General features: G+C 70.2%; 17 protein-coding genes. 4 read left to right on the top strand and 13 right to left on the bottom strand.

All coding sequences use genetic code 11. The features are described from left to right. Positions 1-216 precede the first annotated feature (216 nt). Both ACF1B9_RS28130 and ACF1B9_RS28135 read right to left on the bottom strand, forming a co-directional pair. Positions 217-1,305: a branched-chain amino acid aminotransferase gene (locus ACF1B9_RS28130; RefSeq protein WP_391742749.1), complete on the bottom strand. Its 1,089-nt coding sequence runs from the start codon at positions 1,303-1,305 to the stop codon at positions 217-219. Between the two features lie 236 nt (positions 1,306-1,541). Beyond that, complete coding sequence (locus ACF1B9_RS28135) at positions 1,542-2,585, bottom strand: 3-isopropylmalate dehydrogenase (protein ID WP_391742748.1); 1,044 nt, start codon at positions 2,583-2,585, stop codon at positions 1,542-1,544. A 129-nt stretch (positions 2,586-2,714) separates the two neighbouring features. On the opposite strand from ACF1B9_RS28135, the gene ACF1B9_RS28140 reads away from it, so the two are divergent. After that, positions 2,715-4,289: a purple acid phosphatase family protein gene (locus ACF1B9_RS28140; RefSeq protein ID WP_391742747.1), complete on the top strand. Its 1,575-nt coding sequence runs from the start codon at positions 2,715-2,717 to the stop codon at positions 4,287-4,289. Between the two features lie 149 nt (positions 4,290-4,438). Here ACF1B9_RS28140 and ACF1B9_RS28145 read toward each other — a convergent pair whose 3' ends face one another. Beyond that, positions 4,439-4,567, bottom strand: coding sequence for a hypothetical protein (locus tag ACF1B9_RS28145; RefSeq protein WP_391742746.1), 129 nt, complete (start codon positions 4,565-4,567; stop codon positions 4,439-4,441). 453 nt (positions 4,568-5,020) lie between these two features. Further along, positions 5,021-5,575 (bottom strand): GNAT family N-acetyltransferase, encoded by a 555-nt coding sequence (locus ACF1B9_RS28150; protein WP_391742744.1) that lies wholly within the window; start codon positions 5,573-5,575, stop codon positions 5,021-5,023. A 228-nt stretch (positions 5,576-5,803) separates the two neighbouring features. Here ACF1B9_RS28150 and ACF1B9_RS28155 point away from each other — a divergent pair, with 228 nt between their 5' ends. Beyond that, positions 5,804-6,514 carry a nitroreductase family protein gene (locus ACF1B9_RS28155; protein ID WP_376222138.1) on the top strand — a complete coding sequence of 237 codons (711 nt, stop codon included), beginning with the start codon at positions 5,804-5,806 and terminating at the stop codon, positions 6,512-6,514. 111 nt (positions 6,515-6,625) lie between these two features. On the opposite strand, the gene pruA is transcribed toward ACF1B9_RS28155, so the two are convergent. Next, the gene (gene pruA, locus ACF1B9_RS28160; protein ID WP_391742742.1) at positions 6,626-8,257 is read right to left on the bottom strand and encodes an L-glutamate gamma-semialdehyde dehydrogenase; all 1,632 of its coding nucleotides are present in this window, start codon (positions 8,255-8,257) and stop codon (positions 6,626-6,628) included. Positions 8,258-8,304: 47 nt separating this feature from the next. After that, positions 8,305-9,285, bottom strand: a complete 981-nt coding sequence (locus tag ACF1B9_RS28165; RefSeq protein WP_391742741.1) for a proline dehydrogenase family protein — start codon at positions 9,283-9,285, stop codon at positions 8,305-8,307. A 180-nt stretch (positions 9,286-9,465) separates the two neighbouring features. On the opposite strand from ACF1B9_RS28165, the gene ACF1B9_RS28170 reads away from it, so the two are divergent. Continuing rightward, positions 9,466-10,608 (top strand): PucR family transcriptional regulator, encoded by a 1,143-nt coding sequence (locus tag ACF1B9_RS28170; protein WP_391742740.1) that lies wholly within the window; start codon positions 9,466-9,468, stop codon positions 10,606-10,608. A gap of 128 nt (positions 10,609-10,736) precedes the next feature. Here the strand turns inward: ACF1B9_RS28170 and ACF1B9_RS28175 are convergent, their stop codons facing one another. The 7 genes from ACF1B9_RS28175 to ACF1B9_RS28205 all read right to left on the bottom strand — a co-directional run bounded on the left by ACF1B9_RS28175 (position 10,737) and on the right by ACF1B9_RS28205 (position 21,254). Then, the gene (locus ACF1B9_RS28175; protein ID WP_376222143.1) at positions 10,737-11,324 is read right to left on the bottom strand and encodes a TetR/AcrR family transcriptional regulator; all 588 of its coding nucleotides are present in this window, start codon (positions 11,322-11,324) and stop codon (positions 10,737-10,739) included. 78 nt (positions 11,325-11,402) lie between these two features. Beyond that, positions 11,403-12,995, bottom strand: coding sequence for a phosphoglycerate dehydrogenase (gene serA, locus ACF1B9_RS28180; RefSeq protein ID WP_391742739.1), 1,593 nt, complete (start codon positions 12,993-12,995; stop codon positions 11,403-11,405). Between the two features lie 271 nt (positions 12,996-13,266). Continuing rightward, a complete protein-coding gene (gene ilvC, locus ACF1B9_RS28185; RefSeq protein ID WP_361447182.1) occupies positions 13,267-14,268 on the bottom strand; it encodes a ketol-acid reductoisomerase in 1,002 nt (333 codons plus the stop codon). A gap of 151 nt (positions 14,269-14,419) precedes the next feature. Beyond that, the gene (ilvN, locus tag ACF1B9_RS28190; protein ID WP_351080820.1) at positions 14,420-14,947 is read right to left on the bottom strand and encodes an acetolactate synthase small subunit; all 528 of its coding nucleotides are present in this window, start codon (positions 14,945-14,947) and stop codon (positions 14,420-14,422) included. A gap of 22 nt (positions 14,948-14,969) precedes the next feature. After that, positions 14,970-16,841 carry an acetolactate synthase large subunit gene (locus ACF1B9_RS28195; protein ID WP_391742738.1) on the bottom strand — a complete coding sequence of 624 codons (1,872 nt, stop codon included), beginning with the start codon at positions 16,839-16,841 and terminating at the stop codon, positions 14,970-14,972. Between the two features lie 217 nt (positions 16,842-17,058). Continuing rightward, a complete protein-coding gene (locus ACF1B9_RS28200; protein WP_391742736.1) occupies positions 17,059-19,896 on the bottom strand; it encodes a putative bifunctional diguanylate cyclase/phosphodiesterase in 2,838 nt (945 codons plus the stop codon). Positions 19,897-20,303: 407 nt separating this feature from the next. Further along, a complete protein-coding gene (locus ACF1B9_RS28205) occupies positions 20,304-21,254 on the bottom strand; it encodes a 2-hydroxyacid dehydrogenase (protein ID WP_391742734.1) in 951 nt (316 codons plus the stop codon). A gap of 111 nt (positions 21,255-21,365) precedes the next feature. On the opposite strand from ACF1B9_RS28205, the gene ACF1B9_RS28210 reads away from it, so the two are divergent. After that, positions 21,366-22,358: an aldo/keto reductase gene (locus tag ACF1B9_RS28210; protein WP_391742733.1), complete on the top strand. Its 993-nt coding sequence runs from the start codon at positions 21,366-21,368 to the stop codon at positions 22,356-22,358. Position 22,359 lies beyond the last annotated feature (1 nt).

Below are 22,359 nucleotides of genomic sequence, written 5' to 3' on the forward strand. Positions count from 1 at the left end.
TGCCGGCCGGCCGGGGGCAGCCGCCGGTGCGCACGCATGACGCGCGAAGGCCGCGCCCGGCAAACAGCCGGGCGCGGCCTTCGTACGTACAGCGTCTGGACCGAGGCATCTCTCTCGGATCACGGCGACCGATGACGACGCGGTGAGCGAGCGTGCGTGCCGCACCTCGCGAGCCCGGCCTGATCCGGGCTGAAGACCCTGGTACCCCTCCCGGCACTAGCCGAGCGGGTGCATCCAGCCGTGGGTGTCCTCGGTGACGCCGCGCTGGATGTCCAGCAGGCGCTCGCGCAGCTTCATCGTGACCTCGCCGGGCATGCCGTCGCTCTGGGCCCACTCGCCGCCCGCGGACTTGACGGTGCCGACGGGAGTGATGACGGCGGCGGTGCCGCAGGCGAAGACCTCGGTGAGGGTGCCGTTCTCGGTGTCGGCCCGCCACTGGTCGATCGAGACACGGCCCTCCTCGGACTCGTAGCCGAGGTCGCGGGCGACCTTGAGCAGCGAGTCACGGGTGACGCCGGCGAGCAGCGAGCCGGTCAGGGCCGGGGTGATGATCTTGTTCCCGTACACGAAGTACAGGTTCATCCCGCCGAGCTCCTCGACCCACTTGTGCTCGACCGCGTCGAGGTACGCGACCTGGTCGCAGCCCTTCGCGGTGGCCTCGGCCTGGGCGAGCAGGGACGCGGCGTAGTTGCCGCCGGTCTTGGCATCGCCCATGCCGCCGGGGACGGCCCGCACCCGGTCCTCCGAGAGCCAGATCGAGACCGGCTTGACGCCACCGGGGAAGTACGCGCCGGCGGGCGAGGCGATCACCAGGAACAGGTACTCGTTGGCGGGCTTCACCCCGAGACCGACCTCGGTCGCGATCATGAACGGGCGCAGGTAGAGCGACTCCTCGCCGCCGTGCGTCGGAACCCACGCCTTGTCCTGCTGGACGAGCGCGTCACAGGCCGCGATGAACGTCTCGACGGGCAGTTCCGGCATGGCGAGCCGGTGCGCGGATGCCTGGAAGCGCTTGGCGTTGGCCTCGGGACGGAACGTGGCGACCGAGCCGTCGGGCTGGCGGTAGGCCTTGAGGCCCTCGAAGATCTCCTGCGCGTAGTGCAGGGTCATGTTGGCGGGGTCGATCGACAGCGGTGCGTACGGGACGAGCTGGGCGTCGTGCCAGCCGCGGCCTTCGGTCCACTTGATCGTCACCATGTGATCGGTGAAGTAGCGGCCGAATCCGGGCTTGACCAGGATTGCCTCGCGCTCCGCGTCGGACAGCGGATTCGAGGAGGGCTTGAGCTCGATCGTGGGCGTCGTCATGAGTGCGTGTCCTTCACGTTGTGTGTGTTGGACCGCGCTCGCGCCGCTCCTGCCGGGCAGGTGCTAGGACGTCCGAGCTTCAGTGCGAGCGACGGCCCCGTTCGATTATCGCTCCCGGGGGGCCGTGCACGAAATGACGCGAATGCGGTCCGTGGTCGATGGTTGCACCCGGGGCCGCACAGGAGAAGCCGCCGGGTGCGGTTGCGACCCGGCGGCTTCGAAACGGAGTCGTCGGGTCAGCTCGCTACTCGTACCGCGAGCGCGTCGCCGATCTGATCGGTCGTACGAGTCGTCCGTCCGTCGCGCTCCGCGAGGTCGGCGGAGACGGCGTCCTCGATGCGCACGGCCTCGGCCTCGTAGCCGAGGTGGCGCAGCAGGAGGGCGACGGAGAGAACCGTGGCGGTCGGGTCGGCCTTGCCCTGGCCCGCGATGTCGGGGGCAGAGCCGTGGACCGGCTCGAACATCGACGGGAAGGTGCCCGTCGGATTGATGTTGCCGGACGCGGCCAGGCCGATGCCGCCGGTCACGGCAGCGGCGAGGTCGGTGAGGATGTCACCGAAGAGGTTGTCGGTGACGATGACGTCGAAGCGCTCCGGCTGGGTGACGAAGAAGATCGTCGCGGCGTCGACGTGCAGATAGTCGGTGGTGACCTCGGGATACTCGGTCGCGACCCGGTCGAAGATGTTCTTCCACATGTGGCCCGCGTACACGAGGACGTTGTTCTTGTGAACCAGCGTCAGCTTCTTGCGCGGGCGGGAGTTCGCCCGCTCGAAGGCGTCACGGACGACGCGCTCGACACCGTACGCGGTATTCACGCTGACCTCGGTGGCGACCTCGGCCGGCGTACCGGTGCGCAGCGAACCGCCGTTGCCGGTGTACGGGCCCTCGGTGCCCTCGCGGACGACGACGAAGTCGATGTCCGGGCGGCCGGCCAGCGGGGTCGCGGTGTTCGGGAACAGCTTCGACGGCCGCAGGTTGATGAAGTGGTCGAAGGCGAACCGCAGCTTCAGCAGGAGCCCGCGCTCCAAGACACCGGAGGGCACGGAGGGGTCACCGATCGCGCCGAGCAGGATGGCGTCGTGGCCCTTGAGGGCTGCCAGCTCCGCGTCCGGAAGGGTTTCGCCAGTACGGTGCCAGCGCCGGGCGCCGAGGTCGTACTCCTTGGTCTCCAGCTTCACATCCTGCGGGAGAACAGCGTTGAGGACCTTGAGGCCCTGGGCCACGACCTCCTGGCCGATACCGTCACCGGGGATCACTGCGAGATTGATGCTGCGAGACATGTCCGCACCATACTGCGCGTCCCACCCCATGACACGTCACGTCCACCATACGGACGCATGGGGAGCTGTACGTGTACCGTTCACCCACTCGACGGGACGGCGTAGGGCGGCGGGTGGATGTTCTGCTCCATGGACATCCCCCGATTCGGAATTCCCGAGAAGCTCGCCGGCCGCATGAGCATGGCCGAGCAGCACGAATATCTGCGTACCCGGCTGACCCGGCGTGGCGCGCTCCGTACGGGCGTGGCGACCGCGGCCGTCGCCGGTGCCGGTCTCGGCACCTCTCTCGCCGCCTCGCCCGCCTACGCCACCGGCACCGTCCTCACCTCGCGTCGCACCTCCACCCAGGTGGACGGCGCGCTGGTGGCGCCGTTCGGCCGGCACCTTGCGTACGGGGCCGACCCGAAGACGCAGATGACGGTCTCCTGGCAGGTCCCGTTCGCGGTGAAGCGACCGTACATCCGCATCGGCCTGGAGCCGTGGGCGCTGAGCCGCCGGATCGACGCGGAGGTGCGCCACCTCACCACGCCCGAACTGAACGGGGGGAAGATCGCGGCGGCCGAGCAGTTCTACCTGCACGCGAGCCTGGAGCGGCTGCGGCCCGGCACGACGTACTACTACGGCGTCGGCCACGACGGCTTCGACCCCGCCGACACGCGCAACCTGGGCACGCTCGGCACCTTCACCACCGCGCCCTCGCGCGCCGAGCCCTTCACTTTCACCGCCTTCGGCGACCAGGGCGTCAGCTACCACGCACTGGGCAACGACCAGTTGATCCTCGGTCAGAACCCGGCGTTCCATCTGCACGCCGGTGACATCTGCTACGCCGACCCGTCCGGCTCCGGGCAGAGCACCGACAGCTACGACGCCCGCACCTGGGACCAGTTCCTGGCACAGACGGAGACCGTGTCGAAGACCGTGCCGTGGATGGTGACCACCGGCAACCACGACATGGAGGCGTGGTACTCACCGGACGGCTACGGCGGCCAGAACGCGCGCTGGACGCTGCCCGACAACGGCCCGGACCCGGTGAACCAGCCCGGTGCGTACTCGTTCGTGCACGGCAACGTGGGGGTCGTCGCCCTCGACGCCAACGACGTCTCGTACGAGATCCCGGCCAACTTCGGCATCAGCGACGGCCGGCAGACGCGCTGGCTGGACCGGCGCCTCGGTGAGCTGAGAGCCCGTCACGACATCGACTTCGTCGTGGTCTTCTTCCACCACTGCGCCTTCTCGACGACCAACGCGCACGCCTCGGACGGCGGAGTGCGCGACGCCTGGGTGCCGCTCTTCGAGAAGCACCGGGTGGACCTGGTCATCAACGGCCACAACCATGTGTACGAGCGCACCGACGCGATCCTGAAGAACGCGGTGCAGCGCAAGGTGCCGATCGGCGAGCGCACCGACCCGACGCGGGACGGCATCGTGTACGTCACGGCGGGCGGCGCGGGCAAGGCGCTGTACGACTTCCCGGCGCCGGACAGCTACGAGGGGCACGTGAGGGACCAGGACGGCGTGGCCACGTACCACGTGGTCAAGGGCGGCGGGAGGGCGAGCGAGACCGTGGAGTGGTCGCGGGTGCGCTACACCGGCTTCTCGTTCCTTGCGGTGGAGGTGGAGCCCGGCCGGCACGCCCGGATGAAGGTCACCGCGCTCGCCGAGTCGGGCGAACGGATCGACCACTTCGAGATCAGCCGCGGCTGAGCGCCTGCTGAAGCCCGCCGAGGCCCGGCGGAGCGGTGATCCCCGGGCCGGTCCCCCCGACCGGCCCGGCGGCCGATCGGGGCGGGCCGCCGGTCTCTCGGTGGCTCGTACGGGCGGCTCGTACCGACACACCGTACGGGCGACCCGTCTCAGTGGCCCGTGGAGCCGCCGTTGTCCCGGCGGTCGAGGGCCCGCTGCAGGGCGGCGGCGGCTTTCTGTCGCTCCGACTGGGTCGGGCGGTGGGTGTGACGGACGCGGCGGACAGTCGTCTCGGCCATGGTGGATCGACTCCTTGAGATCGCGAGGATTTCGAGATCGAAAAACCGTGAAAGTGATTTCGAGATCGGGATTTCGAGGCGCCGGAAGGGGCGGGAAGCGGGCGCCGCAGGGGTTGCCTGCACGGGGCGCGCGCTCACGACCGCCAGTCGCTGGATCTAGCGAGACGTTCGGCTTCTACAAAGCTAAGGCAGTCCGGCCGGTCTGTCTCCACAATTACTCGGACTTCCTACTATCTGAGACGGAGGTTTACGGCCGACCGCCCGCGGTTCCCAGGTTCGGTCCGGGTCAGCACCGATCTCGCGTACGGTACGGGGCGCGGCAGGCCGCTCCGGAGGACGACGCCACGGTGCCCGGCGGCCCGACGTGGGGTGCGTACGCGCAGTCCAAGGCGGCCGCCGAGGAGGGGGTCGCGGGACGCCGGGGTGCGGGCTCCGGCGATGGGCGGGCTCCGCTCAGAGCACGTCCCCGTCCCGCCAGTCGAAGACCAGGGTCCCGGACACCCGGGGCAGTGCGCGGCCGGCCCCACCGCGGACATAGGTGCTGCCCTCCTCGTCCGGCAGCATCTCCACCCCGTGCCTTCCCTGCACGGCGATCCGTCCCGGCCACACCTGCCAGCCGCGTCCCGCGTACAGCGCCGCCCCTGCGGCCGACGCGGACAGGGCCCCGAAGACGTACGCCCCGTCGACGACCTGTTCCAGCGCGGCCATCACCCGCCCGCCGAGCCCCTCCCGGCGCCGGTCGGCGCGGACGGCCACGGCCTCCACGTAGCCGACCCGGTACGAGCGGTCCTCGTGGATCACCCGGCGCTGGACGACGCTGCCGTGCGCGAGGAGCCCGCTGTCGTCCCGTACGAGGGCGTGGATGCCGCCGAGGGCGTGGTCCCAGTCGTCGGCGCTGAACTCCCCCTCGAAAGCGGTGTCCAGGAGGGCGCGGATCTCATCGAGGTCGGCGGGGGTCAGGCGGTGGGTGTGCGTGGTGCGCAGGATCGGGTCGATCGGCTCGGTCATGCGCACCATCCTCCCGGACACCACGGCCGCCGGGGTGGGGCCCGTACCCGTCACGCGCCGGGGGCCGTGCGCCGCACGGGAGTCGGCCCCTGCGACGGCCTCCTCGCTCCCGGGCTCCCGCTCCCGGGCCCATGACCTGCCCGCTCTGCGGACACCGACCGGCCGGGAGCGCCGATTCTGTCCGGCGAACCCCTGGTCCGGACCTGCCGTCGGCGCCACACTGCCGACATGTCTGACACCACAGCCCTGCCCCCGCGGTGGACCCCCACCCATGGAGAGCCGTACCGGCCGGTCCCCTACCGTCCCGAGCGGGCCCCGGCCGATGAGTCCCTTTCCCGTTCCGCGGAGTTGCGGCGGCGGATGGACGAGCGCAGAACCGTACGCCGGTTCTCCGCGGATCCCGTGCCGGAGCAGGTCGTGAAGGACGCGATCGCCTGCGCCGCGACCGCCCCGTCCGGCGCCCATCAGCAGCCGTGGACGTTCGTCCTGGTCAAGGACCCCGAGGTGCGGCGGCGCATCCGGGAGGCGGCCGAGCACGAGGAGCGGATCAGTTACGACGGCAGGCTCGGCGAGGAGTGGCTGGCGGCGCTGCGGCCGCTGGGCACGGATTCCGTCAAGGCGCACATGACGGATGCCCCGGCCCTCGTCGTGGTGTTCCAGCAGCGGTACTGGATGGGCGAGGACGGCACCCGGCGCAAGCACTACTACGTCGACGAGTCCGTCGGGATCGCGGTCGGGATGCTGCTCTCGGCCCTGCACCTGGCGGGCCTGGCCGCGCTGATCCATACGCCGAGCCCGATGCGGTTCCTGCGGGAGGTGCTGGACCGCCCGGAGAACGAGAAGGCGTTCGCGGTGATCCCGGTCGGGTATCCGGCGGACGACTGCGAGGTACCCGGCCTGGTACGGAAGTCCCTGGACCAGGTGCTCGTGGAGATCTGAACCCGCCGGTCCGGGCGCCGGTCCGGATGGAAACCGCCTCCCGGCCGGCAGGGGAACCGGGCGGGAGGCGGGACTCGTGGCGGGGCGCCGGGATGCGGCGCCCCGGAGGGCTCAGCCCTGGTGGGGGTAGGTGTAGTCGGTCGGCGGAACCAGCGTCTCCTTGATGGCCCGGGTCAGGGTCCAGCGCTGCAGGTTCTGCGGGGCGCCGGCCTTGTCGTTGGTACCCGAGGCACGGCCGCCGCCGAAGGGCTGCTGGCCGACGACGGCGCCGGTCGACTTGTCGTTGATGTAGAAGTTGCCCGCGGCGTACCGCAGCTTCTCCATGGTGTGCGCGGCCGCGGCGCGGTCGCCCGCGATGACGGAACCGGTCAGCGCGTAGTCGGAGACCGACTCCATCTGCTCCAGCATCTCGTCGTACTTGTCGTCCTCGTAGACGTGCACGGCGAGGATCGGGCCGAAGTACTCGGTCGTGAAGACCTCGTTCGAGGCGTCGGTGCACTCGATGACGGTCGGACGGACGAAGTAGCCCACCGAGTCGTCGTACGTGCCGCCCGCGATGATCGTGCAGGACGGGTCCGACGTGGCGCGGTCGATCGCGGCCTTGTTCTTGGCGAACGAGCGCTCGTCGATGACGGCTCCGATGAAGTTCGACAGGTCGGTGACGTCACCCATGGCGATGGAGTCGACCTCGGCGGCGAACTTCTCCTTGAAACCGGAGTTCCAGATGGAGGCCGGGACGTACGCGCGGGACGAGGCCGAGCACTTCTGGCCCTGGAACTCGAAGGAGCCACGGGTCAGCGCGGTCTTCAGGACGGCGTGGTCGGCCGACGGGTGGGCGACGACGAAGTCCTTGCCGCCGGTCTCGCCGACGAGCCGCGGGTAGGTGCGGTAGTTGGCGATGTTGTTGCCGACCGTCTTCCACAGGTGCTGGAAGGTGGGGGTCGAGCCGGTGAAGTGGATACCGGCCAGGTCGCGGTGGTTCAGGGCCACCTCGGAGACGGCGATGCCGTCGCCCGTCACCAGGTTGATGACGCCCTTGGGCAGGCCCGCCTCTTCCAGGAGCTGCATCAGCAGCACGGCGGCGTGGGTCTGCGTCGGGGACGGCTTCCACACCACGACGTTGCCCATGAGGGCGGGCGCGGTGGGCAGGTTGCCCGCGATGGCCGTGAAGTTGAACGGCGTGATCGCGTAGACGAAGCCCTCCAGCGGGCGGTGGTCCATGCGGTTCCACACGCCCGGCGAGTTGGCCGGGGGCTGCTCGGCGAGGATCTGGCGCGCGTAGTGCACATTGAAGCGCCAGAAGTCGACGAGTTCGCAGGGGGTGTCGATCTCGGCCTGCTGGGCGGTCTTCGACTGGCCGAGCATCGTGGACGCGGCCAGCGTCTCGCGCCAGGGGCCGGACAGCAGCTCGGCGGCGCGCAGGATGATCGCGGCGCGGTCGTCGAAGGACATCGCGCGCCAGGCCGGGGCGGCGGCCAGCGCGGCGTCGATCGCGTCCTGGGCGTCCTGCTGCGTGGCGGCGGCGAACGTACCGATGACGGCCTTGTGGTTGTGCGGCTGCACGACGTCGAAGCGCTCGCCGCCGCCCATCCGCTTCTCGCCGCCGATGGTCATCGGAAGGTCGATCGGGTTCTGGCTGAGCTCCTTGAGCTTCGCCTCCAGGCGGGCGCGCTCCGGGGAGCCCGGGGCGTAGGAGTGGACCGGCTCGTTGACCGGCGCGGGGACCTGGGTCACAGCGTCCATGAGTGCCTTGTCTCCTTGTGTCAGGGGGTGGGGGTCAGCCGGGCAGGTCAGCCCTTGGTGAGGATGGAGCGGCCGAAGAACAGCAGGTTCGCCGGCTTCTCCGCGAGACGGCGCATGAAGTAGCCGTACCAGTCGGTGCCGTATGCCGTGTAGACGCGCATCCGGTGGCCCTCGGCCGCGAGCCGGACGTGCTCGTCGCTGCGGATGCCGTACAGCATCTGGAACTCGTACTCGTCCAGCTTGCGCCCTGCCTTGCGGGCCAGCTCCTGGGAGATGGCGATCAGCCGCGGATCGTGCGACCCGATCATCGGGTAGCCCTCGCCCTCCATCAGGGTCTTCAGGATGCGGACGTACGCCTTGTCGATCTCGGCCTTGTCCTGGTACGCGACGGAGGCGGGCTCCTTGTAGGCGCCCTTCACGATGCGGACGCGGCTGCCGGCGGCGGCCAGGCGGCGGGCGTCCTCCTCGGTGCGGAACAGGTAGGCCTGGATCACGCAGCCGGTCTGCGGGAAGTCCTTCCGCAGCTCCTCGTGGATGGCGAACATCGAGTCGAGGGTGGTGTGGTCCTCGGCGTCCAGCGTGACCGTGGTGCCGATCGCGGCGGCGGCCTCGACGACGGGGCGGACGTTGGCGAGCGCCAGCTCGTGTCCCGCCCGCCACCCGCCACCGCCCTTGGCCGAGAGCCCTTCGGGCTCGCTCCCTTCGATGTCCAGCGACTGGCCGAACATCGAGAGCTTGACGGACATCTCGGCCCTGGTGCCCAGGCCCAGGTCCTTGAGACGGTCGACCAGTTCGAGGTAGGCGTCGCGGGCGGCGGCGGCCTGCTCGGGGGTGGTGATGTCCTCGCCGACCACGTCGAGGGTGACTTCGAGACCCTTGTCGGCGGCGTCCTCGATGACCCGGACGACCTGGTCGACGGTCTCACCGGCGATGAACCGGTCGACGACCTGCTTGGTGCCAGGTGCGGCCGAGACGAAACGGCGCATCCTGTCGCTGCGGGACGCGGCGAGAATCACGGGACCCAGCACGGGGCACCTCCACGGAAAGTACGAACGAAGGCCGTACCGGCAGAGGGGGGAACAAGGCGGTACAGCACGGAGAACCACCGTGAAATCTAAGGATCCCTCCGATCGTGTGCCATCGACAGCTGTCACGCATCCGTTCCCGGGTTCTCAGACATATGTCTGAAGGGGTGCGAGAATGACCGGGTGAAGGGCGATTACCAGGAGCTGGTCGACGAGATCTCCGGGCTGCTCGGCGCCCCCGCGACGCTGGAGAACCGGGATTTCGGCCTGGTCGCCTTCGGTGCGCACGACAGCGACGACGACACGGCGATGGACCCGGTCCGCACCCGCTCGATCCTGACCCGGCGCTCAACGCCCGCGGTCCGCGCCTGGTTCGAGGGCTTCGGCATCGCCCGCGCCACCGGCCCGGTCCGTATTCCGGCCGCCCCCGAGGCAGGGGTGTACCGGGGTCGGATCTGTCTGCCGGTGCGCCATCGGGGTGTCGTGCTCGGTTACGTGTGGCTGCTCGACGCGGACCCCGGTCCGACGGACGAGCAGCTGGCGGCGGCGATGGAGGTGGCGGCCCGGATCGGGGGGCTGCTCTCCGACGAGGCGCGGGCGAGCACGGATCTGTCCCGGGAGTTCGGCGCGGTCCTCACCGCCGGGCGGGGCTGGCAGCGCGACATGGCGGTGGCCGCGCTGCAGGAGGCGCTGGGCCGGGACGCGGAGGGGCTGCACACGGTGGTGTGCGTGACCCCGTGGCCGGACGATCCGCCGTCGGTCCGCACGGTGTCGGCGGCGGCCGCCCTGTCCTCGGTCCCCGCTCCGGAGGCGACCGGGGCCCCCTCGCTGGCCGCGCTGATCCGGCTGCGCTCCACCGATGTCCTCGACCCGGCGCTCAGCGCCGCGGACCGGCTGCGTGCCGGCGCGGGCCGGGACGCCACCGCCGGGGTCGCGGTGCCCCGGCGGGGGCTGACGGACCTGGCCGGGGCCTGGCACGAGGCGTCGGCCGCGGCCCGCGCGGCGGCGGCCGAGGCCCGCTTCGGGCCGGTCACCGAGTGGTCGGCGATCGGCCCGTACCGGATGCTGACCGCTCTGCCCGCCCAGGCGCACGCCGACCCCGCGGTCCGCGCCCTGCTCACCCCTTCGCACAGGGATCTGGCCCGCACCGCCGAGGTGTTCCTCGACTGCGCGGGCCAGGCGTCCCGGACGGCCGCCGCGCTCGGCATCCATCGCCAGACGCTCTACTACCGGCTCTCCCGGGTCGAGCGGCTCACCGGCCTCGATCTGAACGACGGCGAGGACCGGCTGCTGCTGCACATGGCACTCAAGGGCGCGCGGCTCTGACCCGGCGCGCCTCCCCCGAGACCGCGTACTCCGGCGCGGCCACGGGGTGGACGGGCCATGTCACTCGCAGGTGCCCGCCGCCGTGGCACGGGTCACGACGTCCCAGACCCTGCCCGTATCCGCCCCCGCTACCGCACCCGCCCCTCAAGGACCGCCTTCAGCCCGTCCGTCAGGTCCTGGGCGGAAGGTGCCGAATCACTGTCCATCAGCCACTGCACCATCACCCCGGCGAGCAGCGCCTGGCAGAACAGCCCCGCCACCCGCGCCTTCTCCGGGTCCGTCTCCGGGTCGATGCCGAGCATGTTCTCGGCGAGCCCGTCACGGCCCTCGCGCTGCGGGCCCACCAGGGCCTTCTTCAGCTCGGGGTCCTGGTCGATCCGGGAGACGACCTCCATCTGGAGCTGCCAGACGGAACGGGTCTGCTCATAGCTCTCGATCACCCGCTCCCAGGTGTCGCGGAACTGGTCCAATGGCGACCGGGGCCCGCCGTCGGCTTCCGCGACCTCGTCCGGCTGCTCGGTGAGCACATCGCCCCACTCCTCCGTCACCTTGAGGAAGGCGAGATTGAGCAGGGCCTCCTTCGAACCGTAGTGGTAGCCGATGGAGGCGAGATTCGTACCGGAGGCGGCCACGATGTCACGGGCGGTCGTCCGGGCGTACCCCTTGTCCAGCAGGCAGCGCTTGGCTCCTTCGAGCAGATCCTCACGGTGTCCCATGGAAAGCAGCGTACCCGGCACACAGACGTTTGTGTAAAACGTACGTCTAGATACCGGGTACCCGAGGCCAGAAGGCCGTCAGTCGGTCAGGTTCACCGTGCGGGCCGACGCGGCACCGATCTCCGTGGAGATCTCGGCGAGCACCGACGACGGGACGTCGTCGTCGACGGTGAGCACCACCAGGGCCTCGCCGCCCGCGCCCGTCCGCGAGACCTGCATGCCCGCGATGTTCAGACCGGCCTCGCCGAGAATCCGGCCGACCGTGCCGACGACACCGGGACGGTCCTCGTAACGCAGCACCACCATGTGGTCGGCCAGCGCCAGGTCCACGTCGTACTCGCCGACGGCAACGATCTTCTGGAGGTGCTTGGGCCCGGCGAGCGTGCCGGAGACCGAGATCTCCTCGCCGCCCGAGAGCGTGCCGCGCACGGTGACCATATTGCGGTGGTCCGGCGACTCGGAGCTGGTCGTGAGGCGGACCTCGACACCGCGCTCCTGCGCGAAGAGCGGCGCGTTGACATAGGACACGGTCTCGTCGACGACGTCCTCGAAGACGCCCTTGAGCGCGGAGAGTTCGAGCACCTTGACGTCGTGCTGGGTGATCTCGCCGTACACCTCGACGTCGAGGCGGACCGCGACCTCGCCCGCGAGCGCGGTGAAGATCCGGCCGAGCTTCTCGGCGAGCGGCAGGCCCGGACGCACGTCCTCGGCGATCACGCCGCCCTGGACGTTGACCGCGTCCGGCACCAGCTCACCGGCGAGGGCCAGCCGTACGGACTTGGCGACCGCGATGCCCGCTTTCTCCTGGGCCTCGTCGGTGGAGGCGCCGAGGTGCGGGGTGCAGACCACCTGGTCGAACTCGAACAGCGGGGAGTCCGTGCAGGGCTCCTTCGCGTACACGTCGAGTCCGGCGCCGGCGACCCGGCCCTCCTTGAGGGCGGAGGCGAGCGCCTCCTCGTCGACGATGCCACCGCGCGCGGCGTTGACGATACGCACCGAGGGCTTCACCTTGTGCAGCGCCTCGTGGCCGATCAGGCCGATCGTCTCGGGGGTCTTGGGCAGGTGCACGGTGATGAAGTCGGCGACCTCCAGCAGCTCGTCCAGCGCGAGCAGCTTGACGCCCATCTGGGCGGCGCGCGCGGGCTGCACATAGGGGTCGTACGCGACGATCTTCATACCGAAGGCCGACATGCGCTGCGCGACCAGGACACCGATGCGGCCGAGGCCGACGACGCCGAGGGTCTTCTCGCTCAGCTCGACGCCGGTGTACTTGGAGCGCTTCCACTCACCGTTCTTGAGGGCGGTGTTGGCCTGCGGGATGTTGCGCGCGGTGGCGACCAGGAGACCGCAGGCCAGCTCGGCGGCGGTGACGATGTTGGACGTCGGTGCGTTGACGACCATCACGCCGGCCTTGGTGGCGGCGGAGACGTCGACGTTGTCCAGACCGACGCCCGCGCGGGCGACGACCTTGAGCTTCTTCGCGGCGGCGACGGCCTCGGCGTCGACCTTGGTGGCGGAGCGCACCAGGATGGCGTCGACGTCGGCGATCGCGGGGAGGAGTTCGGCGCGGTCCGCGCCGTTGCAGTGCCGGATTTCGAAATCCGGACCCAGGGCGTCAACCGTGGCAGGCGACAGCTCTTCAGCGATGAGTACGACAGGTTTCGAGCTCACGTGAGTCCTCACAGGTCCAGTGCGGACGGCCGTCCCGACGGCCGCAGGCGGTGGAGGGGCTTGCCGCGTGGAAGACGCACGACACTGTGGGCCTGACGCGTGTATGTGTGGAGAAGTGTAGTCATGCGCCAGGGCGCATACTGCGCCCCGATGGAAGGATCACCCACACGGGGGTGGACGACTTGTACACACGTACGGCGCCGCCTCTTCCAGCGGTGAAGGAAAACGCCCCCGGGGCAGGTCCTCGGACCCGCCCCCGGGGGCGTCGGTGTTACGCGTCCTCGTCGTTGACCCAGCTCATGAGCTTGCGCAGCTCGCGGCCGGTGGTCTCCAGGAGGTGGTCGCTGTCCGCCTTCTTGTACTCGTTGTACTTGGGCAGACCGTTGTGGTACTCGGCCATCCAGTTCTTGGCGAAGGTGCCGTCCTGGATCTCCGCGAGGACCTTCTTCATCTCGGCCTTGGTGGCGTCCGTGATGATCCGCGGGCCGGTGACGTAGTCGCCCCACTCGGCGGTCTCCGAGATGGACCAGCGCATCTTCTCCAGGCCGCCCTCGTACATGAGGTCCACGATGAGCTTCAGCTCGTGCAGGCACTCGAAGTACGCGATCTCCGGCTGGTAACCGGCCTCGGTCAGGGTCTCGAAACCGGCCTTGACCAGAGCGGCGGTGCCACCGCAGAGCACGGCCTGCTCACCGAAGAGGTCGGTCTCGGTCTCCTCGGTGAAGGTCGTCTTGATGACGCCGGCGCGGGTGCCGCCGATGCCCTTCGCGTACGACAGGGCGAGCGCCAGACCGTTGCCCGAGGCGTCCTGCTCGACGGCCACGATGCAGGGAACGCCGCGGCCCTCCTCGTACTGACGGCGGACCAGGTGGCCCGGACCCTTCGGGGCGACCATGCAGACGTCGACGCCCGCCGGCGGCTTGATGAAGTCGAAGCGGATGTTCAGGCCGTGGCCGAAGAACAGCGCGTCGCCGTCCTTGAGGTTGTCCTTGATGGACTCCTCGTAGACCTGGGCCTGGATCGGGTCCGGGACGAGGATCATGATGACGTCGGCCTCGGCCGCGGCCTCGGACGGGGTCACCACGCGCAGGCCCTGCTCCTCGGCCTTGGCCTTCGACTTGGAGCCCTCGTGCAGACCGACACGGACGTCGACACCCGAGTCACGCAGCGACAGCGCGTGGGCGTGGCCCTGGCTGCCGTATCCGATGACCGCGACCTTGCGGCCCTGGATGATGGACAGGTCGGCATCGTCGTCGTAGAACAGCTCGGCCACTGGGTCTCTCCTTGGTGTGCAGGTGTTGCGTCCCACCGTACGGCGGGGTGCCTGAGATGCGTTTTCGGGTCTCGCCATACGGGCGGCGAGGGGGCGGCGCCACGGTGCCACGGCAGCGGGCCGGGCCCGTGCGGGGCCGGGCCGCGCGGGCCTAGGCCGTGCGGTCGAGGGCGCGCAGCGAACGGTCGGTGATCGAGCGCGCGCCGCGCCCTATGGCGATGGTGCCGGACTGGACCAGCTCCTTGATGCCGTACTGCTCCAGCATCTTGAGCATGGCCTCCAGTTTGTCGGCGCCGCCGGTCGCCTCGATCGTGACGGCCTCCGGGGAGACGTCCACGGTCTTGGCGCGGAACAGCTGGACGATCTCGACGATCTGGGAGCGGGTCTCGTTGTCTGCGCGGACCTTCACCAGGACGAGCTCACGCTGGATCGCAGCGGTCGGCTCCAGTTCGACGATCTTGAGGACGTTCACCAGCTTGTTGAGCTGCTTGGTCACCTGCTCAAGAGGCAGGTCCTCGACACTGACGACGATGGTGATGCGCGAGATGTCGGGGTGTTCGGTGGTACCGACCGCGAGCGAGTCGATGTTGAAGCCGCGGCGGGAGAACAGCGCGGTGATCCGGGCGAGGACACCGGGCTTGTTCTCGACCAGGACGGAGAGCGTGTGCTTGGTGGACATGGAGTCGGTCTCTCTCTGTCTCTCAGTCGTCTTCGTTGTCGCCGAAGTCGGGGCGGACCCCGCGGGCGGCCATGACCTCGTCGTTGGAGGTGCCTGCGGCGACCATCGGCCACACCATGGCGTCCTCGTGGACGATGAAGTCGATCACGACGGGGCGGTCGTTGATGGAGTTGGCCTCTTCGATGACCTTGTCCAGCTCGGCCGGGTCCTCGCAGCGGATCGCGTGGCAGCCCATGGCCTCGGACAGCTTGACGAAGTCGGGGACGCGGGTGCCCTTCGCCGGGACGCCCTCGGTGTCGGCACCGGAGTGCAGCACGGTGTTGGAGTACCGCTGGTTGTAGAACAGGGTCTGCCACTGGCGGACCATCCCGAGCGCGCCGTTGTTGATGATGGCGACCTTGATCGGGATGTTGTTGAGCGCGCAGGTGGTGAGTTCCTGGTTGGTCATCTGGAAGCAGCCGTCGCCGTCGATCGCCCAGACCGTGCGGTCCGGCATGCCGGCCTTGGCGCCCATCGCGGCCGGGACCGCGTAGCCCATCGTTCCGGCACCGCCGGAGTTCAGCCAGGTGGCGGGCTGCTCGTACTGGATGAAGTGCGAGGCCCACATCTGGTGCTGGCCGACGCCCGCCGCGAAGATCGTGCCCTCGGGGGCGAGCTGTCCGATGCGTTGGATGACCTGCTGCGGCGAGAGGCTGCCGTCCTCGGGGAGGTCGTAGCCGAGCGGGTAGGTGTCGCGCCAGCGGTTGAGGTCCTTCCACCAGGCTTCGTATCCCGTTCGGGCGGCCTCACCGATGTGACCGTCGTTGTGCTCGGCCTGGACGGCCTGGACCAGATCGGCCAGGACCTCGCGGGCATCGCCCACGATCGGAACGTCGGCGGCGCGGTTCTTGCCGATCTCCGCCGGGTCGATGTCGGCGTGGACGATCTTGGCGTACGGGGCGAAGCTGTCCAGCTTGCCGGTGACGCGGTCGTCGAAGCGGGCTCCGAGGGCGACGATCAGGTCGGCCTTCTGCAGCGCGGTGACGGCGGTGACCGCACCGTGCATGCCCGGCATTCCGACGTGCAGCGGGTGGCTGTCGGGGAATGCGCCGAGCGCCATCAGTGTGGTGGTGACGGGCGCTCCGGTGAGCTCGGCGAGGACCTTCAGTTCGGCGGTGGCCCCCGCCTTGATGACTCCGCCGCCGACGTAGAGCACCGGGCGCCTGGCCTGGGTGATCAGCTTGGCGGCTTCACGGATCTGCTTGGCGTGCGGCTTGGTGACCGGGCGGTAGCCGGGCAGGTCCTGGGTGGGCGGCCAGCTGAACGTGGTCTGCGCCTGGAGGGCGTCCTTGGCGATGTCGACGAGGACGGGGCCCGGACGGCCGGTGGAGGCGATGTGGAAGGCCTCGGCGATGGTGTGCGGGATGTCCTCGGCCTTGGTGACCAGGAAGTTGTGCTTGGTGACCGGCATGGTGATGCCGCAGATGTCGGCTTCCTGGAAGGCGTCCGTGCCGATGGCCTTGGAGGCGACCTGGCCGGTGATCGCGACCAGCGGGACGGAGTCCATGTGGGCGTCGGCGATGGGCGTGACCAGGTTGGTGGCGCCGGGGCCCGAAGTCGCCATGCAGACGCCGACCTTGCCGGTGGCCTGCGCGTAGCCGGTGGCGGCGTGTCCCGCGCCCTGCTCGTGGCGGACCAGCACATGACGGACCCGGGTGGAGTCCATCATCGGGTCGTACGCCGGAAGGATGGCGCCGCCGGGAATGCCGAATACCGTGTCGGCACCCACTTCCTCAAGAGACCGGATGAGGGACTGCGCACCCGTGACGTGCTCAACGGTGGCGGCGGACGATCCGCCGTTACGGGCCCGCGGCTGGGGATGGTGGGCCCCGGTGGCCTGCTCGGTCATCGGCATTCTCTTCTCGAAGCTGAGGGTTCTTGCGGGTGTTTTGCGACGTTTTGCGTGGTTCCAGTGCAACAAAAAACCCCTCGTGCCGTGAGGCAAGCGAGGGGAGCGCGTCGGAGTGGTCTGCAGAGTGTCTATGAGGGACTCAGCTTCAGCCGACGCGCTTTCCAAGTACGAGAATTCGGGTGCGCATGGCAATGACCCTCTCTCCGACGCACGCGGCGTGTCAAGTGGGTGGGACGGGCGTCTCAGAATGTGAGCCGCTGAGAAGGGAGGTCGAGCCACCGGCCAGCACCGGCTGGGCGGTGGTGCTGCCGGGCACCGGGAACTCGCCCCGGGCCAGGGCACGGCGCAGCCGGTACTCGTCGAGCGGCCCGGAGAAGGCCATTCCCTGGCCGTGCGTACAGCCCATGGCGCGCAGCGCGAGGACCTGCTCCGGTACGTCGACCCCGTCGGCCACGGACTGCATGCCGAGGTCGCAGGCGATGCGCAGGAGGCCGCTGGTGATCTTGTGCAGTCGGGCGGATTCCACGACTCCCTCGACGAGACCGCGATCCAGCTTCAGCACGTCGATGGGGAGCCGACGCAGGGCGTTGATCGCCGCGTAGCCGCTGCCGAAGCCGTCGAGCGCGATACGGACGCCGAGTCGGCGGAGCGCGACGAGGCGCTGTTCGAGTTCGTCGAAGGGGATCCGGGGGTCGCTGTCGGACACCTCGATCATCAGGGCACCGGAGGGCAGGCTGTGCCGGGTCAGCAGCGCTTCGATGGAACCGAACGGCATCCCCTTGTCGAGGAGCCTGCGGGCGGAGAGCCGCACGGCGACGGAGACCGGGTGCCCGGCCCTGGCCCGGTCGGCGGCCTGCTCGACGGCCTCTTCGAGGAGCCAGCGGCCGAGCTCGGCGGTGCGGTCGCTGTCCTCGGCGACGCGGAGGAATTCGGCCGGGGTGAACAGAATCCCCTGCGCCGAACGCCAGCGGGCCTGCGCGGCGACGGCGACGACGGTGCCACTGGCAAGATGCACCACGGGCTGATGGAGCAGGGCGAACTCACCGTCGCGCAGGGCGGTGCGCAGCCGGGCCGCCAGCTCGGAGCGACGGACGACTTCGGCCTGCATCTGCGGGGCGTACAGCTCGACGCGGTCCTTGCCGCCCGCCTTGGCGCGGTACATGGCGAGATCGGCGTTGCGCATGAGGTCGCTGGGGGTGATGCCGGGTTCGGCGAAGGCGACCCCGATGGACGCGGCGACCCGGACCTCACCGGCGCTGATGCGGTACGGCTGGGAGAGGGTGAGGCGCAGCCGGTCGGCGATCTCGTGGACCTGGCATTCCCGGGCGGACTGGTCACGGGTGCCGTCGCCGAGGATGATGGCCGCGAATTCGTCCCCGCCGAGGCGGGCAGCGGTGTCACCGGCTCGCACGGACTCGTGGAGGCGGCGGGCGGCCTGGATGAGGAGCTCGTCGCCCGCCTGGTGGCCGAGGCGGTCGTTGACCGCCTTGAAGCCGTCGAGGTCGATGAAGAGCACAGCGGTGCCGGGGTCGCCGGAGCGGCGGCCTCCGAGGGCCTGGCGGACCCGCTGGGTGAACAGGGCGCGATTGGGCAGGTCGGTGAGCGGGTCGTGCTCGGCGTTGTGCTGCAACTGCGCCTGCAGCCGCACCCGTTCGGTGACATCGCGGCTGTTGAGGATCAGCCCGCCCTGGTGGCGGTTGACCGTGGATTCGACGTTGAGCCAGTCCCCCGTACCGGATCTGAAGCGGCACTCGATCCGGGTGGCGGGTTCCTCGCCCGGAGGGGCGGCGAGGAACCGGCGCAGCTCGTGGACCACTCGTCCCAGGTCCTCGGGGTGGATGATCGAGGCGAGTTCGGCGCCGACCAGGTCGTCGGCGTCACGCCCGTACACCCCGGCGGCGGCGGGGCTCACGTATCGCAGGACGCCGGTCGGGGCAGCGATCATGATGACGTCGCTGGACCCCTGCACCAGGGAGCGGAAGTGGTTCTCCTTCTGCGCCAGTTCCTGGGTGAGGGCGATGTTGTCGACAAGCATGATGCCCTGCCGGACGACCAGGGCGAGCACCACCGTGCAGCCGGTGAAGACCACGACGCGGTCCACTCGGCGACCCTCGATGACGTTGTAGAGAATGCCGAGGGTACAGACGGCGGCGGCGAGATACGGCGTCAGCGCGGCCAGCGATCCCGCGATGGGGCGGCTGGTGGGGCGGTGCGCGTCGCGCAGCGGGAGAGCGTCGTCCGTCGCGCTGTGGGCGCCCCAGGGCGCGTACGCGAGGAGCAGGGAACCGCCGAACCAGCCTGCGTCCAGCAGCTGGCCGGAGTGGTAGCTCTGGCGCAGCAGCGGGGAGGTGAACAGGGCGTCGCACAGGACCGTCAGGGCGAGGGCGACGATGGCGGTGTTCACCGCGGAGCGGTTGGCGTTGGACCGCCGGAAGTGCAGGGCCAGCACCATGGAGACCAGCACGATGTCGAGCAGCGGGTAGGCCAGCGAGAGCGCCGCGCGGGCGACGCTCGCCCCCTCGGCGTCCACGAGATGGGCGGTGTGGGCGAGGGCGAGGCTCCAGGAGAGCGTGAGCAGAGAGCCGCCGATCAGCCAGGAGTCCAGGGCGAGACAGACCCAGCCGGCCCTGGTGACGGGGCGTTTGGCGAGGACGAGCAGCCCGACGATGGCGGGAGGGGCGAAGCAGAGGAAGAAGACATCGGCGAGGGAGGGGCTGGGCACCGAGCGCCCGAGCACCACCTCGTACCAGCCCCAGACCGCGTTGCCCCCGGCGGCCATGAACGAGGAGACCGAGAACAGCAGCCAGGCGGGCCGGAGCCGGTCGCCGGCGGACCGCGCGTAGAGAAAGCAGGAGACGGCCGCGATCAGCGCGGCGGCGCTGAGGCCGAAGTCCCCCATGAAGAGTGCCAGTTCCGAGGAACCCCAGCCGAGGGCGGCCCCCACCGCGTACCCGCCGCAGACGAGGCCGAGCAGGACCTGCGGAACCAGTGCGGACGCGCCGCCGACGGTCGACCGCCGGGAGAGGAACGCCCCGAGCGCTCCGGCCGGCGCGCTCATCGGGGCGCACCCCATGCCGGGGCCCGCTCCGGGTCCGCCGTCCACGTCACGACACCCGGCACCCACGCTCGCCGCGTCGCCGGTCCCGTCCGGGCGCCCGCGGTACGCGGACGGCCCGCCGCGCGGGACGCCGCGACACCCACCGCGCGGGCGGACGACGGGGGAACCGGAGCACACCCCGGTCGCCGTCGACCACTCCGCGGTACCGGATCGTTCGCCCATCGGCCGTACATCGCCCGTCGCCCCCTCGTGTGTTGCGTCCTCCCCGGCGCCGTCCCCTCCTCGGCGCAGCGCCCCTTTCGGGACGATACACCAGACCAGTCACGCAGGGACATAGGTTATCTACGCTCAGTGACGACAAGTGGGATTGTCGGCACTGTGCGCAGCCGTTCGGACTCACAGCGTGGTCAGCCCATGACGCGTACGACGTTCCGCACCGGCTCGCCCGAGGCGAATCGATTCAGCTGCCCGGCCACCAGACGCTCGGCGCGCGGCAGGAACGCCGAGGAACTGCCGCCCACGTGCGGAGTGATCAGGACGTTCGGAGCATGCCAGAGGGGGTGGCCGGAGGGCAGGGGTTCGGGGTCGGTGACGTCCAGGGCGGCGCGCAGCCGCCCGGATCCGAGTTCGAGGAGCAGCGACCCGGTGTCGACGACACCGCCCCGTGCGACGTTCACGAGCAGCGCCCCGTCCGGCATCGCGGCGAGGAACTCCGCGTCCACCAGCCCTTGTGTGGACGGGTTCAACGGGGTGGACAGCACGACGACGTCGGCCTCGGGCAGGAGTGCGGGCAGATCGTCGAGTGCGTGTACGGGTCCGCGTGCTGTCGCCCGTGCGGAGCGCGCGACGCGCGCCACCCGCGCGCACTCGAAGGGCGCGAGCCTGTCCTCGATGGCGGCGCCGATCGATCCGTACCCCACGATCAGTACGGACTTGTCGGCGAGGGCGGGGTAGAAGCCGGCCCGCCACTCCTCCTCGTCCTGGCCGTGGACGAACCCGGGGAAGCCTCGCAGAGAGGCGAGGATCAGGGCGAGCGCGAGTTCCGCGGTCGACGCCTCGTGGACCCCCTTGGCATTGCACAGCCGCACCCCGGCCGGCAGCAGGCCGAGGCCCGGCTCGACATGGTCGATGCCCGCGGTGAGCGTCTGCACGACCCGGACCCGTGTCATGTCGGCGAGCGGACGGACCGCGATCTCGGAACCCTTCATGTACGGCACCACGTAGAACACGCAGTCGGCCGGGTCGGCGGGGTAGTCCCGCTCGCCGTCCCAGAATCGGTAGTCGAAACCGTCGGGGAGTCCTTCGATCTCATCGGCGGGGAGAGGCAGCCATACGTCGGGGATCTTCTTCGAAGTCATGGTCAGGAGGCTAATCGCCGGGAGGCTGCGCGCGGGGGCGCGGTCGGCAGAGGCTACGTTGGGGGTGCGTTGTGGTCCCGCGACGGCGGGACCTAGGAAAGGTTCGGGGAGTTGGAGCGCAGGAGTCTCGGGGCGGCGGCGCTCGCCGTGGGTGCGGTCGGTCTTGGCTGTATGCCGATGAGCTGGGCGTACAGCGCCTCGCAGCAGCGCGGTGACCGTGCGTTGCGAACGGTGCACGCCGCGCTCGACGCGGGGGTGCAACTGCTCGACACGGCCGACATGTACGGCCCCTTCACCAATGAGCTGCTGGTGGGCCGGGCGTTGAAGGGCCGCAGGTCCGAGGCCTTCGTCTCCACCAAGTGCGGGCTGTTGGTGGGCGATCAGCACATCGTCGCCAACGGCCGCCCCGGCTATGTGCGGCGGGCCTGCGACGCCTCGCTGCGGCGGCTTCAGACCGATGTGATCGATCTGTACCAGCTGCACCGGGCCGATCCCGAGGTGCCGGTGGAGGAGACCTGGGGCGCGATGGCGGAGCTGGTGACCGCCGGCAAGGTGCGGGCGCTCGGGCTCTGTGCCGTCGGGGCGCGGGCCTCACGTCGGCCGGGTGCCCGCATGTATGACGAAACGATCCGTCAGCTGGATCGGGTGCAGCAGGTCTTCCCGGTGAGCGCGGTGCAGGCCGAGCTCTCGGTCTGGTCCCCGGAGGCGCTGGAGTCACTGCTTCCGTGGTGCTCGGCGCGGGGCGTGGGGCTGCTGGCGGCGATGCCGCTGGGGAACGGCTATCTGACGGGGACACTGACCCCTGGACAGGGCTTCGAGCCGGAGGACCTGCGGGCCAGACATCCGCGGTTCACGGCCGAGATGATGGCGGCGAACCAGCCGGTGGTGGTCGGCCTGCGGCGGATCGCCGAGCGCCACGGGGCGACTGCCGCGCAGGTGGCGCTCGCCTGGGTGCTGCGGCAGGGGTCCCATGTGGTGCCGGTGCCCGGGACCAAGCGGGAGCACTGGGCGGTGGAGAACGCGGGGGCGGCCGGGCTGACACTGACCGCGCAGGATCTGGTGGAGATCGCCCGGCTGCCCGCGGCGCGGGGGTCGTGGGACTGAT

Origin of the sequence: Streptomyces sp. NPDC014727 (assembly GCF_043083485.1) — a bacterium.
Lineage (GTDB): Bacteria > Actinomycetota > Actinomycetes > Streptomycetales > Streptomycetaceae > Streptomyces.

Coding starts and splice junctions, on each gene's coding strand:
- ACF1B9_RS28200 (WP_391742736.1), bottom strand. CDS start 19,896: ATGAGCGCGCCGGCCGGAGCGCTCGGGGCGTTCCTCTCCCGGCGGTCG.
- ilvN (WP_351080820.1), bottom strand. CDS start 14,947: ATGTCCACCAAGCACACGCTCTCCGTCCTGGTCGAGAACAAGCCCGGT.
- pruA (WP_391742742.1), bottom strand. CDS start 8,257: ATGGACGCTGTGACCCAGGTCCCCGCGCCGGTCAACGAGCCGGTCCAC.
- ACF1B9_RS28130 (WP_391742749.1), bottom strand. CDS start 1,305: ATGACGACGCCCACGATCGAGCTCAAGCCCTCCTCGAATCCGCTGTCC.
- ACF1B9_RS28195 (WP_391742738.1), bottom strand. CDS start 16,841: ATGCCGATGACCGAGCAGGCCACCGGGGCCCACCATCCCCAGCCGCGG.
- ACF1B9_RS28140 (WP_391742747.1), top strand. CDS start 2,715: ATGGACATCCCCCGATTCGGAATTCCCGAGAAGCTCGCCGGCCGCATG.
- ACF1B9_RS28205 (WP_391742734.1), bottom strand. CDS start 21,254: ATGACTTCGAAGAAGATCCCCGACGTATGGCTGCCTCTCCCCGCCGAT.
- ACF1B9_RS28150 (WP_391742744.1), bottom strand. CDS start 5,575: ATGACCGAGCCGATCGACCCGATCCTGCGCACCACGCACACCCACCGC.
- ACF1B9_RS28145 (WP_391742746.1), bottom strand. CDS start 4,567: ATGGCCGAGACGACTGTCCGCCGCGTCCGTCACACCCACCGCCCGACC.
- ACF1B9_RS28175 (WP_376222143.1), bottom strand. CDS start 11,324: ATGGGACACCGTGAGGATCTGCTCGAAGGAGCCAAGCGCTGCCTGCTG.
- ACF1B9_RS28155 (WP_376222138.1), top strand. CDS start 5,804: ATGTCTGACACCACAGCCCTGCCCCCGCGGTGGACCCCCACCCATGGA.
- ACF1B9_RS28135 (WP_391742748.1), bottom strand. CDS start 2,585: ATGTCTCGCAGCATCAATCTCGCAGTGATCCCCGGTGACGGTATCGGC.